The organism is Microcoleus sp. BM001215392 (genome assembly GCF_036700185.1).
Taxonomy (GTDB): Bacteria; Cyanobacteriota; Cyanobacteriia; order Cyanobacteriales; family Microcoleaceae; genus Microcoleus.
The window spans coordinates 19,506-31,706 of sequence record NZ_JAUBOJ010000037.1 but is presented as its reverse complement, the minus strand read 5'-3'; the positions used below and the strand labels follow the sequence as shown (position 1 = coordinate 31,706).

Annotated in this window: 15 protein-coding genes; 3 read left to right on the top strand and 12 right to left on the bottom strand. The window is 46.7% G+C overall.

Features of this window, described 5'->3' with window-relative positions:
* Positions 1–121: 121 nt before the first annotated feature.
* From QT974_RS06950 to QT974_RS06895, 12 genes are all read right to left on the bottom strand, one after another.
* Positions 122–1,426: a TldD/PmbA family protein gene (locus QT974_RS06950; protein WP_333467788.1), complete on the bottom strand. Its 1,305-nt coding sequence runs from the start codon at positions 1,424–1,426 to the stop codon at positions 122–124.
* A gap of 245 nt (positions 1,427–1,671) precedes the next feature.
* A complete protein-coding gene (locus QT974_RS06945; protein ID WP_333467787.1) occupies positions 1,672–2,154 on the bottom strand; it encodes a transposase in 483 nt (160 codons plus the stop codon).
* A gap of 96 nt (positions 2,155–2,250) precedes the next feature.
* Positions 2,251–2,442: a hypothetical protein gene (locus tag QT974_RS06940; protein ID WP_333467786.1), complete on the bottom strand. Its 192-nt coding sequence runs from the start codon at positions 2,440–2,442 to the stop codon at positions 2,251–2,253.
* Positions 2,403–3,953, bottom strand: coding sequence for a GMC family oxidoreductase (locus tag QT974_RS06935; RefSeq protein ID WP_333467785.1), 1,551 nt, complete (start codon positions 3,951–3,953; stop codon positions 2,403–2,405). Before QT974_RS06935 ends, QT974_RS06940 begins: the two co-directional genes overlap by 40 nt.
* A gap of 60 nt (positions 3,954–4,013) precedes the next feature.
* Complete coding sequence (locus tag QT974_RS06930) at positions 4,014–4,391, bottom strand: hypothetical protein (RefSeq protein WP_333467784.1); 378 nt, start codon at positions 4,389–4,391, stop codon at positions 4,014–4,016.
* A 301-nt stretch (positions 4,392–4,692) separates the two neighbouring features.
* Positions 4,693–5,373 (bottom strand): alternative oxidase, encoded by a 681-nt coding sequence (locus QT974_RS06925; protein ID WP_333467783.1) that lies wholly within the window; start codon positions 5,371–5,373, stop codon positions 4,693–4,695.
* 53 nt (positions 5,374–5,426) lie between these two features.
* Entirely contained in the window at positions 5,427–5,708 is a 282-nt protein-coding gene (locus QT974_RS06920; protein ID WP_333467782.1) for a hexameric tyrosine-coordinated heme protein, read from the bottom strand.
* 132 nt (positions 5,709–5,840) lie between these two features.
* Entirely contained in the window at positions 5,841–6,740 is a 900-nt protein-coding gene (locus tag QT974_RS06915) for an RNA polymerase sigma-70 factor (RefSeq protein ID WP_333467781.1), read from the bottom strand.
* A complete protein-coding gene (locus QT974_RS06910; RefSeq protein ID WP_333467780.1) occupies positions 6,737–7,147 on the bottom strand; it encodes a hypothetical protein in 411 nt (136 codons plus the stop codon). The genes QT974_RS06915 and QT974_RS06910 overlap by 4 nt, the downstream gene beginning before the upstream one ends.
* 67 nt (positions 7,148–7,214) lie before the next feature.
* A complete protein-coding gene (locus QT974_RS06905) occupies positions 7,215–8,153 on the bottom strand; it encodes an NAD-dependent epimerase/dehydratase family protein (protein WP_333467779.1) in 939 nt (312 codons plus the stop codon).
* Between the two features lie 286 nt (positions 8,154–8,439).
* Complete coding sequence (locus tag QT974_RS06900) at positions 8,440–8,961, bottom strand: tetratricopeptide repeat protein (protein ID WP_333467789.1); 522 nt, start codon at positions 8,959–8,961, stop codon at positions 8,440–8,442.
* 47 nt (positions 8,962–9,008) lie between these two features.
* A complete protein-coding gene (locus QT974_RS06895) occupies positions 9,009–9,365 on the bottom strand; it encodes a single-stranded DNA-binding protein (protein ID WP_333467778.1) in 357 nt (118 codons plus the stop codon).
* Positions 9,366–9,694: 329 nt separating this feature from the next.
* On the opposite strand from QT974_RS06895, the gene QT974_RS06890 reads away from it, so the two are divergent.
* The 3 genes from QT974_RS06890 to mreD all read left to right on the top strand — a co-directional run bounded on the left by QT974_RS06890 (position 9,695) and on the right by mreD (position 12,159).
* Entirely contained in the window at positions 9,695–10,702 is a 1,008-nt protein-coding gene (locus tag QT974_RS06890) for a rod shape-determining protein (protein ID WP_333467777.1), read from the top strand.
* 87 nt (positions 10,703–10,789) lie between these two features.
* Positions 10,790–11,593: a rod shape-determining protein MreC gene (gene mreC / locus QT974_RS06885; RefSeq protein WP_333467776.1), complete on the top strand. Its 804-nt coding sequence runs from the start codon at positions 10,790–10,792 to the stop codon at positions 11,591–11,593.
* The gene (gene mreD / locus QT974_RS06880; RefSeq protein WP_333467775.1) at positions 11,593–12,159 is read left to right on the top strand and encodes a rod shape-determining protein MreD; all 567 of its coding nucleotides are present in this window, start codon (positions 11,593–11,595) and stop codon (positions 12,157–12,159) included. Before mreC ends, mreD begins: the two co-directional genes overlap by 1 nt.
* Positions 12,160–12,201 lie beyond the last annotated feature (42 nt).

Here is a 12,201-nt window from a genome sequence, read left to right as displayed (position 1 = left end):
GTTCGGAATGCGAGTCCTCTGATTTAGATAGGACTAAAGTCCGAACGATCAAACCAAGACGTGAGTATTAACATTTTGCTAGCAGCAGTGTCAGCCTCATCTAGCATTAACCGCACTGAACTTATTGCCTCGAAGCTACGCCCAACTGTTGAAACAGCATACTCGGCAAATATGCCGCACCACCTACCCATTCGGCTTCGGTACTTAAATCTGCCAAATTTTTAAAGGCTTCAAAAATGCTGCCTGCCACCATTGTATTCTTGACGCGACCGACAATTTTGCCTTTTTCTACTTTATAGCCTAAGTCTAAGTTGACAGAAAATTCGCCAGCTAACTGATTTGACTGACCGGCACCTAAAACCTGTTCTATTATAAGACCTTCGTCCATGCTTGCAATCAAGTCTTGAGTGCTGGTGTTTCCTGGGGAAATGCAGAAGTTGGTCAAATCTGGGCCCGGGCGAGACAATCCGCCACGAAAACCGTTGCCGGTCGATCGTACACCGGCGCGAGCAGCCCACCTGCGATCCCAATAAAATCCGGTGACAGTTCCTTTGTCAATCAAGACTTTGCGGGTGGTGGGCGTACCTTCGTCGTCGAAGGGACAAGCAGAAGAACCTAAAGTGGGGTCTTCAAAAAAGGTGAAGCGTTCGTCAAATAAGGTTTCGCCGATTTTGTCGGCTAGGGGAGAGGCTTTTTGAACTACGCTTTGACCTGAAAGGATTGTATCAAAGAGGCTGCCTAATGTGCTGGCGGCGGCTCTGGGGGTAAATAATACTGGGTAGGAACCGCTGGTGATGGTGGCTGGATGTTCGGCGAGGCGGTATTTTTCGAGGAGCGATTGCAGGATGCTGTTGGTGTCTAGGGGTCGATCGCGCGCAACATCGTAACTGTATGCTTGCATAAAGTCTTCTCCCTTAACCAAATTTCCGGCGATCGTCCCGCTGACTATTTGGCTGCTTCTTTCGGCATACACGTCTCGCGTCGTGGCAATTTTCACGAGGCCGTGGCGGACGTGAAAGCCGACATCTACCATAATATCGGGATTGTAGGCGTGAACTTGCTCGATCAGGTTTTTGCCGTTTTCGACTAATTCGGCGGTTGTGGGCGGAGTGTAGGTGGTTTCCGGGCCTTTGAGGTGGAAGTCGGAGGCGAGTTCAAATTCTGCGGGGTCGCCGATTTCGGCTGTTTGAATGGCTGCATCTACTAAGTCGTCTATCCGCGTCAAGTCTGTGGAACTAGCAAAGCCGATTTTGCCTTTGTAAATCAGCCGGAGTGCTACGCCTTGCAGGGCTTTGGTTTGCAGGGATTTGAGGCGATTGTTCTCAAATTCGATCGGCGTATCTTGACTGGACAGATAGTATACTTCAGCGGCATCGGCACGCCCAGAGGCTAATTTCAAGATTTGTTCTATGGTGGAATCGCTCACAATAATCGCCTTTTCTGGTTTGGTCTTTATTCTATTTTAGTTTAACCTTTAGGACTTACGGATTGTTGGGTCATCATCGTGATTCTCCTATGCTCAGTTTTGAAGTGCTTTTTACTTCGGAAATAGCTGGCATCATTGCCCGACAGTGGGGACAAAACCAGCAAATTTCATGTTGGTGAATGTGTCGTAATAATGGATAAGAACAACAAGGACATTCGTACACGATCTTTTACCTGTGCGATCGATTATGGAAAAATAATTTTAGGAGTAGCCGCGCGTCCTAGATAAAAATAGGCAGAAGAGCGCAGTACAATTTCGGAGTAGAGAATCTTTTGGATGTCTAAACTCGGCACGCGTTTTGCTGCGAAGTTGTAAGCCACGATTTCTCCCTCCAAACTGAAGTCACTATCTGTCAAGTAGTGGTCGTAATCGTGCATTCCCTGAAAAATAAATCCATAAATGGGATTAGGATAAACAGCAGAATCGTAACTCTCAGCGGATACCCAAAGTTGCCCTTGCTCAATATCTGCAAACATCTCTTTAGCGTTGTCATAACGCATATAATCTGAAAATTTTAGATTTAAGGGCAATTTCTGGAACTCAGCCATCAGCCAATCACAGAGTTGGACAATGGTTTTATCTGAAATTTCGGCGGGCTTACTTTCCAGATAGAGTCTGGCGAGAGTTTCTACTTGGGATGCAGTTGTGTTTGTTTTTGTGAGAGTCATATCGCTACCCTCCTAACCTTGAACTACCTTGAGTCTGACAGTTTTTATCAAGAATTTCTATGAGCTAGCTCATAGTTGGAAAAGAAACAGTCAAGGCTATTTAATCGATCGCACTGGGTGCATCTGGGTTTTAAAAATATATTCGTAGGGGCGAAGAATTCCGGCAGTAAATCTCTGGCGATCGCTAATAAATTGTCTGCCGGAATGCTTCGCCCTCCAAAATTGAGATGCACCGATCGCACTCCCTGTTAATTTGCCATTGCTGAAGGTACTTGCCGTGAAACACAACCTGCGGCTTTAATTAAATCGGCTGCTTTTTCGCCGATCGCAATTATCGGCGCATTCGTATTTCCTGTGGTGATTGTTGGCATGATTGACGCATCTACCACACGCAATCCCTTAACTCCATGTACGCGTAATTCGGGGTCTACAACCGCCATTGAGTCAGTTCCCATCTTGCAGGTGCCGACAGGATGAAACACCGTACCGCACGTTTCCCGGATGTACGCTTCGAGGGCTTCATCGCTGTTAACATCGGCAGCGGGAGCGAGTGCCTCACCCCGAAACTCATCAAAAGCACTTGTCTGAAACAATTCGCGCATTAATTTAATCCCGGCAACTAGCTTTTGCACATCGGATTTACTTTGGAGATAGTTCATCCGAATCATTGGTGCATCTTTCGGATCGGGCGATCGTAAAGATACACTACCAATACTCTCAGGATGGATCAAACATACTAAACCAGTGAATCCCGAATCAGAACGAGGAGGGAATGTCAACAGAATAGGGCTGAAGATCAACTGTAAATCAGGCGCAGCATCCAGATTACCCTCGCTATGCAAAAACAATCCGGCTTCAACGATACTACTGGTGATTGCAGGGTGTAAATCCTGAGTTGCCAGGTGTACCACAGGAATGAGAGGATGATCTTGGAGGTTTTGACCGACACCAGGCAAATCGACTACTACAGGAATACCCAATGATTCCAGGTATTCTTGATTACCAATGCCGGAAAGCATCAGCAGCTTAGGCGAATCGAATGCGCCAGCACTTAAAATCACTTCCCGGTTAACTCGGACTTGGTGCAGCGTTTCCTCGTGCAGATATTCCACCCCAACGGTGCGGGTTCCTTCAAACAACAATCGAGTCACTAATGCTGCTGTCGTCGTTGTCAAATTGGGGCGATCGAGAATTGGCACCAAGAATGCAGCAGCGGTACTGTGCCGTTTTCCATCTTTAATCGTCATCTGATAGAGTCCTGCGCCTTCTTGGTGCATCCCATTGAAATCAGGATTGTTGTAATATCCCATTGCTACCGATGCTTCTACAAATCTTTGAGATATCGGTGCCGGGGAAATTAGATCCGTAACGCTCAACTCGCCATCGACACCGTGGTATTCGGAAGCACCTCGTTGCTGGTTCTCAGATTTCTTGAAATATGGCAATATATCTTGATAACTCCAACCAGGATTACCCAATTCTTGCCAGTGGTTATAATCATCAGGATTGCCTCGGACATAAAGCATGAAATTAATCGAACTGCTGCCGCCCAAGACTTTGCCACGGGGATGAAAGACTTTGCGGTTATTGAGGTAAGGTTCTGGTTCTGTGAAGTATGCCCAGTCTACCTCAGAGCCTAGTAAGTTGAAGCATTCCAACGGGATTTGAATCTCTGGTTTCGTATCTGGATTGCCAGCTTCTAGCAACAACACGGTTGTTTGACAGTCTTCTGTCAGACGGTTGGCGACAACGCAGCCTGCCGAACCTGCACCAATCACAATGTAGTCATAGTTCGTCATAAAATTCTCCTTTTTTGTTGTCTGTAGTGGACTAATTTAGTCAGGCTAGAAAATTAAAATTCAACTTTTCCTACAAGCTTTCTGCATCAAGATACGGTTGTTTTTGTACACCTCTAAAGTTCCAGACTGCGGGCTATCCAATGTGCCATCCCACACCCAATATTCATAATTGCCCTTCCGAAACTTATACACTCGAACGCCTTCTGTAGCTTTGCTAGTACCTCCGCCCAAACTTAAATTACCGTTGGAACTGGTCGAGCGATATAGCAGTTCACCCGAAGCCTTCTTTTTCCAAAGATTGATGTTGTAACCACCCTGACATCTCATACTGAGGATGAGGTCAGCAGTAGAATCAGCAGACGCAGGTAAGGAAATATTAGCTAAGACACAGATTGGTAGAGCAAGCAGTAATGCGGATTTTTTCAGTAGTTTTTTCATGGTTATCAAGAGTGTTTTATAACTCATTGGACTGCATTAGTGTCAACTTAACGTCAAACATTGAGTCTCTTTTGTTTGTCTCGAAGCTAGATCCCCCCTAACCCCCCTTAATAAGGGGGGGACAAGAAATTTTCTCAAATTCCCCCTTATTAAGGGGGATTTAGGGGGATCTAGATTTTGCCTAAAAGCGATATTTATTATGGGCTTCAGTCTTAAGTTGATACCAATGATTGGACTGGAATCATTCATATCGAATTGCGATCGAGTTTCAAAGTAAAACACCCCCCTACAATCAACCAGTTTAATCTGCATTGGCAGCGGTCAATTCAACAACTGTATGGGGACTTTTGAAGGTGAGACGCGCTTGTGGTTTCTGGAGTGCTATCATCGTTTTTACGTGTTCGTCTTCGTCATCACGGATGTTCACGAACACGTCGTATAGATTATCCACTTTGGGACGGCGAAATTCATGACTTAGTGTAGTCTGAACTTCATCAAACATATAAAGATCGCCATCGCGATAGAAATTGATTGCTACCTGGGGCGCAGGTTGAGCTTTCAGTTCCGCTTCATAGGTTTTCAAGTATTCATCATAAGTGTGATAGGCATGACCTTCAATCAGTTCCATCAGGTAGTAGGCGTAAGATGGAAACAGCATATAAAGTGGCACGACGATCCAGTAGTAAGCGAATGCAACGTGTTGAGCGATGAAGCGATCGATCCAAAGCCGATCGCCTCCCAGTGATTCCATAATCAACAGATGATGTAATTCGTTCCAAGTTTCAGCGAAGTGAACTTTTAACAAGTCAGCTTTGCGCCAGTAACCGAGTGTCTCGTAGAGATGCAGCACCGATAGATAGGAAAAGTAAGGCACGCGGGCGATCGTTTCCAGCATATAAAACCGAGGGTAGGAACGGTTTCGGTAGACGACATCTACAAGGAAGACAAAAAAAGCAACTATCAATCGAATCAAAACTTTCATGGTGAATTTCTCAAAAATTTGAACACATGACTGAATCTGATGATTTTGAGATACTACTTCCGCCAGTAGTTGTTTGCAGCAGCGACTGTTGCAAATTCTATCGCGACAACGTGACCAACTGCAATCAGCATCATAGCATCATTGCCATAAACCTCTCGTAACTGGTTGCGCTTTTGTTCATCAGGCTGAGTCATTTTGATAATCAGCCGTGCCATTTTGACTGCCAGTTGTCGTCCCTCTTCAGGGGTTTCTGTCAAAAGTGAGTTATTGGGAACTAACGTAACTTCGGGTGGCCTTACAACAGATGGATTGTTTGGAGTTGTTATATTATCCATATCAAAATTTCCTGAATTAGTGTGTTTTTTAGAACAGCAGCATTGATTGTCCAAACGTTGCTAAGTTCATCTGCTTCGATCGTACAATGGGATTTCAATCGCTTCTATGAGCTAGCTCAAACTTGAAGCAAATCACCGATCGCTCTTTTGCTCCTCCTCCAACGATATCTCCTGGCAAATCCGCTCTAGCTTTTCTGGATTCCGCACGCTGTAAATGGTCTGGATACAGCCACCGACAATCTCAAATGTCGTCGCGCTGTGAATGTGGTTATCAAGATATTGGACAATTCCAGGCTGCCCATTAATCTGAGCTAAACGAGATACAGCATTAAGCATCCATTTGTGACGAATAGCTAATAGCATCCGAGCCACTTTCATTGCTCCATGTATCGGCTTGATGGTTGCAACCACTTTACCTCCACCATCTGAACAAAATGTCACATCCTTGGCCAACAGCAGCAGCAAGTCTTGTAAATCGCCCTTGCTGGAGGCATCTAAAAATTGAGCGGTAATCTGCTCTTGTTGAGGCTGGGAAACTGGGAAACGAGGACGTTGGTCAGCAAGATGGTGCTTCGCCCGTCGGAGAATTTGGCGACAATTAGTGGAGCTTTTGCCAACCATTTGAGCAATTTCGTCATAGTCATAGTCGAACACGTCGCGGAGCAAAAACACCGCCCGCTCAATGGGAGATAAACGTTCCAGTACAGTTAAAAATGCGATCGAGAGCGAGTCGGCTAATTCCATTAGATCGGTTGAATTTTCGGATTGTGGCGTTAACATCGGTTCTGGTAGCCAGGTGCCGACGTATTGTTCTCGTTGAACACGAGCCGATCGCAAATGATCGATGCAGAGACGAGTGGTAATAGTTGCCAGATAAGTTTTTGCCGATCGCACTGTGGAGTTCGCCGTCTGTTGCCAGCGCAGGAAGGTTTCTTGTACCATATCCTCCGCATCTGTGACAGTGCCCAGCATTCGGTAGGCGATCGAGAATAGCAACGGACGATGGTGGTTAAAGTCATCGAGAGAACTCATAAAACACCCTGCTCTTTTTGCTGCATATTTCTCAGTGCCCACAAGCCAACTCCACTCCCCAATCCATCCACAATTAATATTAGGATGGCTGTGATTTGGAACAACAAACCCCAACCTGCAAAGGAAACTTGAGACACACGATCTGGACTGATCGCGATGAAATGATTGTAGATTCCAAACAGGAGCGATCCAGCTATTGAACTGAGTAAAAGCCAGCTACCAATGCGATCGAATTGTGTCCAAAGCAAAACGGCTGCAACGATCGGAATCAGAAAAATCACAATACCCACAAATAAAGCCTGAAGCAGAGAAAGAGGAATTGGGATTTCCACATGGGCTAAACCATGAAGTCCGTTGGCGATCGTGTGAATCGCTACAATCGTTGTTCCATATTGAGCAATCTTCATTTGATTTCTCCCTGATTAAACAGCTTTCCAGGCAACTCATAGTGTTAGCCCGATCGATGTTAAATTGTTAGTTGGCTTGAGCAACAGCAGTTTCAAGCATCCATTCGAGCGATCGCGGTTGAAAATTCAGTTCGCGTTTTGCCTTGGCATTGGATACACCTCGTAACTGGATGCCATAGTAGACAGCATCTGCACCACCCACACGCAGAGCTTCTTCAACCGAGACATGAGGAGGGGGTGGAGAATTGTTCCATTGTGCATAAGCTGGAAGCCACACACCTACCTCTAAGGGCCGATCGTCCGCAATCAGGTAAATTCCAGGATTTCCGCGATCGACTGCCGCAACCGTCGCCTGTGCCGCATCCTCAATGTGAACCCAAGACCATAGCCCTTCGCCATTTCCGACGATCGGAAATTGTTGATGCCGCACCTGTTCGGCAACATCTCCATCGGTTGCGTACCAAGTGCCGGGCCCGTAGAAGAAGCCGTAACGCAGGACAATTCCTTCTAGATTGGGGTTCCCTAGTAAGCGATGTTCAATCTCATTCAGGGTGCGGGTTCCGTCTGCAACTGCGGGCGAAGTATCTAAGGCTAGGGGTGTTTCTTCATCGGCCAATCCTGTACCCGGAATTGCCCAAAATGCGATCGACTGCCTGATGTAACGACGCACACCAGCCGCTTGCGCTGCCGCTAGCACATTTGCACCTCCTTCGAGACGGATGCGATCGTTCAGTGCTGCTGCGACCTGCATTGTCTCAGGGGTGTAGGTTTTTGGCAACGCCGTGAGTTGTTCAATTACTACTTCCGGTTGAGCGCGAATGATAGCAGCTTTGACAGCATCTGCATCGAACACATTTGCGATCGCAGGTTCCACACCTTGTTCAGCTAAAATCCTTGCTTTTTCTGGAGTGCGGGTCAACGCTACTACATCATGTCCTACGCTGTGCAATTGGGCGATCAGCGGACGACCGATCGCCCCTGTTGCACCTGCCACAAAAATTCTCATCTATGAACCTCCTGTTGAAGCCTGTGAGGTATTTATAGATAAGACGAGAGAGCATCGTTGGTTGTGACAATTTGATTTAACTCAAATAAAAAACTGGTGGCAAAGCTTCTGTTACCGTACCTGATTAACCTGCAATCGTGGTATAGCAATCCTAAATCATTTGTGTAATTCTTGTAGGGGTTCACTTGCCCGTGAAGAGCCCGATAGATAAGGGATAGGCACGGGGGCACTACCCCTACAAATCTTCATGAATCATTTAGGATTGCTATATTCAGTTGAAGTTAGCCTAACTTAGCCATACTAAAGAGCAAAAAATTATAATTGTTGCAATTAACGCCACCCAGATAAACCTGTTATCTTTCGTATTAACCTGACTCAAATCTACAGGTTCCGGTACGGGAGGCTTGGGTTTAGCGTACTTGATATCAGCGTTCGGATTGGCTTGAAAATTGATTGATTGATTTTCATCCAAAGCTGCTAAATCGGGAATTTTTACCGTCCATTCGTCAGGGATAGTCAGTTTGGGGGCTTCGAGAATGAACAGCAGGCGCTTGGCTTGCTGGCGGGTTTCTTGGCGGGGATGGCGGGTGAGTTTGCGGCAAAGCTCGATCGCCCTTTCGGTATCGCCAGAGGCTTCGTAGGCTGTCACCAGCCACATCTGCACCTCGCCGCCCAACCGGGAAGTGCGATCGACCAAACCTGTAGCTGTTTCTAAACTCTGGATAGCTTGAGCATACAGACCACTCTCAAAAGCTGCTCGACCTGCTTGATATTCGGTTTGAACAATTTCTAAATTTTCTGAACTCACCAGCCGCCACCCAATTGACAAAGATTACTTCCTAAATTCGCCAAAAACTAGAATTCGCTATTTTGCGACATACCTGACTCGTTGTCGCGCTTGGAACCCAGCAAGTCTAACTGATCTACTTTAATCACAGGCATCGAGCGATTTGAGCCGGTGCTGCGGTCTTGCCAGCGATCGAACTTCAAAGAGCCTGTTACCCCTATTTGAGCGCCTTTGCGAACGTAGTCAGCGGCGATTTGGGCTGTTTTGCCCCAGATTTCGAGAGTAAACCAGTCTGGTTCGTCACTTTTGGTCGATCGCCGCCTCACTGCCAGCGTCAACTTGCACTTAACTGTACCCGACTCAAAATACTTCACGTCTGGGTCGCCGCCGACGCGGCCTACTAAAGTCACAACGTTAAGACTCATAAATTTTTTCGGGAATGTGCTCGATTGGTGATGTAGTTAAATTTTCCCTGACGCGCCAGATCCTCCAAACTTAACTTGGAACAGCGCGAATCAGGGCTTCATCCTGATTTTACACCCACTAACCAGAACATATTTATTGTGGATGATTGGCGAGCCTGCATTCAACTTATGCTCGACAATGTAAATTTCTGACTAGACTCAGGATGAAAAACGTAATAGAATCCACCTCGGTTACACTTTTGTAACAACATTATTGCACACATTAGTATTTTAGTTTGGGGGGGTACAAATCAGTGGGTCTTCTCAATCGATTTTCCTTATCAAGAGATATGGGTATCGACCTCGGTACTGCTAACACGCTCGTTTATGTATCCGGCAAAGGTATTGTTCTGCAAGAACCGTCCGTAGTGGCGATCGACCAAGACTTGAAAATACCGCTGGCGGTAGGAGAAGATGCTAAAAAAATGCTCGGGCGCACGCCCGGGAATGTCATAGCACTGCGCCCGCTGCGTGACGGGGTAATCGCCGACTTCGATACTGCCGAACTCATGCTCAAGACTTTTATCCGCAGGGTTCACGAAGGCAAAAGCTTAGTTTCGCCGCGGATCATTATTGGCATCCCCAGCGGTGTCACCGGAGTTGAGAGGCGGGCTGTCATTGAAGCGGCTACTCAAGCCGGTGCTAGAGAAGTTCGGTTAATTGATGAACCTATCGCTGCGGCGATCGGGGCTGGGCTGCCTGTTGCTGAGGCGACTGGCAATATGATTATAGATATCGGTGGGGGTACGACGGAAGTTGCGGTTTTGAGTTTGCAAGGTACGGTGATCAGCGAGTCTGTGCGGGTGGCCGGCGACGAACTCAACGAGGCGATCGTCCAATACATGAAAAAAGTTCACAATTTAGTCATCGGCGAACGCACTGCTGAAGAAATTAAGATTCAGGTGGGTTCTGCATATCCAACTTCAGAAGATGACGACGTGATGATGGAAGTGCGGGGCTTACACTTGTTGTCCGGTTTGCCACGAACTGTTACAATCAAAGGCCCAGAAATTCGTGAAAGTATGTCGGAACCGCTTTCAGTAATTGTGGAAGCTGTGAAGCGTACTTTGGAACGCACACCCCCGGAATTAGCAGCAGATATTATTGACAGGGGAATCATGCTCGCCGGTGGTGGAGCACTGATGAAAGGTTTAGATACTCTGATCAGTCACGAAACAGGAATTGTCACTCATGTGGCAGCCGATCCCCTGTGCTGCGTGGTTTTGGGGACTGGTAGGGTGTTGGAAAACAAACAGTTGGAACGGGTTTTCAGCGGGCAGTCATCGCGCAATATGTAGTTAACAAATTTGGGATTTTGGATTGAGAAATAGGGCTGCCATCGAAAATCTAAAATCCTGACATAACAATTTTAGATTACTGGAATTATGCTAAAAAACACACTCCGCAGGTGGTGGGATCTGCGACTGCCAATTGCTCTTTTAGGTTTAGCTGTAACTGCCGCTTGGGGAGTTCGACAAACACAAGGTGCTCCACTGTTTGAAGTTTACAATTGGGTGACTCGTCCATTTCAAGCTAACGGCTCTGGGCAAGAACAGCTCATCTCAGCACGCACTCAAGAATTGCGAGCGCAGTTATTAGAATCAGAAACTCAAAATCAGAAGTTAAAAGAGCTTTTAGGTTACGTTTCGGCTAAGAAACCTAAAGGGATTGTCGCTCCTATTGTTGGCCGCAGTGCTGACCACTGGTGGCAGCAAGTAACTTTGGGGCGCGGCAGTAATGATGGGATCAAAACAGATTTTACTGTCATGGGCCCGGGCGGTTTGGTAGGTCGGGTTGTCAGCGTTACTCCTAATACTAGCTTGGTGCTGTTAATCAGCGACCCTACGAGTCAGTTGGGTGTGGGAATTACCCGCAGTCGCAACATGGGTTTTATGCGCGGAAAAGGCCCAAATCAGGCTGTGATGGAGTTTTTTGATAATGTTCCCAATGTCAAGCCTGGGGACGTGGTTTCAACTTCTTCTTTTAGTCAGTTATTCCCTGCCGGTTTGCCGGTGGGAAAAGTGGTTTCGGTGGATATGAATAAAACTCCGGCTCCCGAAGCCATTGTTGAGTTTTCTGCACCGATGAATTCTCTGGAGTGGGCGGTTGTTTACCCCCACTCTAAGCAAGCCGAACTCAAGGCTTCCCAGGGTGAATCTTCTGCACCTTCGGGGGGAGCAAAGCAGTAATGAAGCGTTTACCTCGGATGTCTTCGCGATTGCGCCAATTTCTCAATTTCGGCGTTACATTTATTTCTGTGCTGCTTTGCATACTAATATTACCCACCCGGATGCCGGGAATGGAATTGTTGGGAATTAGCCCGAATTGGTTGTTAATTTGGTTGGTAGCTTGGAGTATTAAGCGGAAACGTACAGTTTGGGGAGCTGCTAGTATGGGCTTGGTTTTGGGGTTTGTTCAAGATGCAATGACGGCTCCTCATCCCACCCACGCTGTAAGTCTAGTTATTGTAGGAGTCTTGACGGTTGTTTTGCTGAAAACCTGGTCGATTCCGGCTGATATTGTTGAGAGAGATCCGATTCCGATCGCCTTAATTGTGTTTGGGATGGCGGTGGTGGCGGAAACGGTGATGGGGCTGCAATTTTTCGCTATGGGCGATCGGGCTTTGCTGGAAATTTGGAGCTATCACCAGCGAATAGCTTTGTGTTCTGCTATTCTCAGCAGTCTTTGGGCTCCGGTGATTTATTTTCCCCTCAATCGCTTGTGGGAAATGACTCGGAAATTAGAAAAATCTTAGTCATTGGTTATTAGTTATTGGTTATTGGTTATTAGTTATTGG

What these genes read in the sequence shown, in the direction of transcription:
- QT974_RS06945 (WP_333467787.1), bottom strand. Translation starts at nt 2,154, where the DNA reads ATGACTCTCACAAAAACAAACACAACTGCATCCCAAGTAGAAACTCTC.
- QT974_RS06935 (WP_333467785.1), bottom strand. Translation starts at nt 3,953, where the DNA reads ATGACGAACTATGACTACATTGTGATTGGTGCAGGTTCGGCAGGCTGC.
- QT974_RS06930 (WP_333467784.1), bottom strand. Translation starts at nt 4,391, where the DNA reads ATGAAAAAACTACTGAAAAAATCCGCATTACTGCTTGCTCTACCAATC.
- QT974_RS06925 (WP_333467783.1), bottom strand. Translation starts at nt 5,373, where the DNA reads ATGAAAGTTTTGATTCGATTGATAGTTGCTTTTTTTGTCTTCCTTGTA.
- QT974_RS06920 (WP_333467782.1), bottom strand. Translation starts at nt 5,708, where the DNA reads ATGGATAATATAACAACTCCAAACAATCCATCTGTTGTAAGGCCACCC.
- QT974_RS06915 (WP_333467781.1), bottom strand. Translation starts at nt 6,740, where the DNA reads ATGAGTTCTCTCGATGACTTTAACCACCATCGTCCGTTGCTATTCTCG.
- QT974_RS06910 (WP_333467780.1), bottom strand. Translation starts at nt 7,147, where the DNA reads ATGAAGATTGCTCAATATGGAACAACGATTGTAGCGATTCACACGATC.
- QT974_RS06905 (WP_333467779.1), bottom strand. Translation starts at nt 8,153, where the DNA reads ATGAGAATTTTTGTGGCAGGTGCAACAGGGGCGATCGGTCGTCCGCTG.
- QT974_RS06895 (WP_333467778.1), bottom strand. Translation starts at nt 9,365, where the DNA reads ATGAGTCTTAACGTTGTGACTTTAGTAGGCCGCGTCGGCGGCGACCCA.
- QT974_RS06890 (WP_333467777.1), top strand. Translation starts at nt 9,695, where the DNA reads ATGGGTATCGACCTCGGTACTGCTAACACGCTCGTTTATGTATCCGGC.
- mreC (WP_333467776.1), top strand. Translation starts at nt 10,790, where the DNA reads ATGCTAAAAAACACACTCCGCAGGTGGTGGGATCTGCGACTGCCAATT.
- mreD (WP_333467775.1), top strand. Translation starts at nt 11,593, where the DNA reads ATGAAGCGTTTACCTCGGATGTCTTCGCGATTGCGCCAATTTCTCAAT.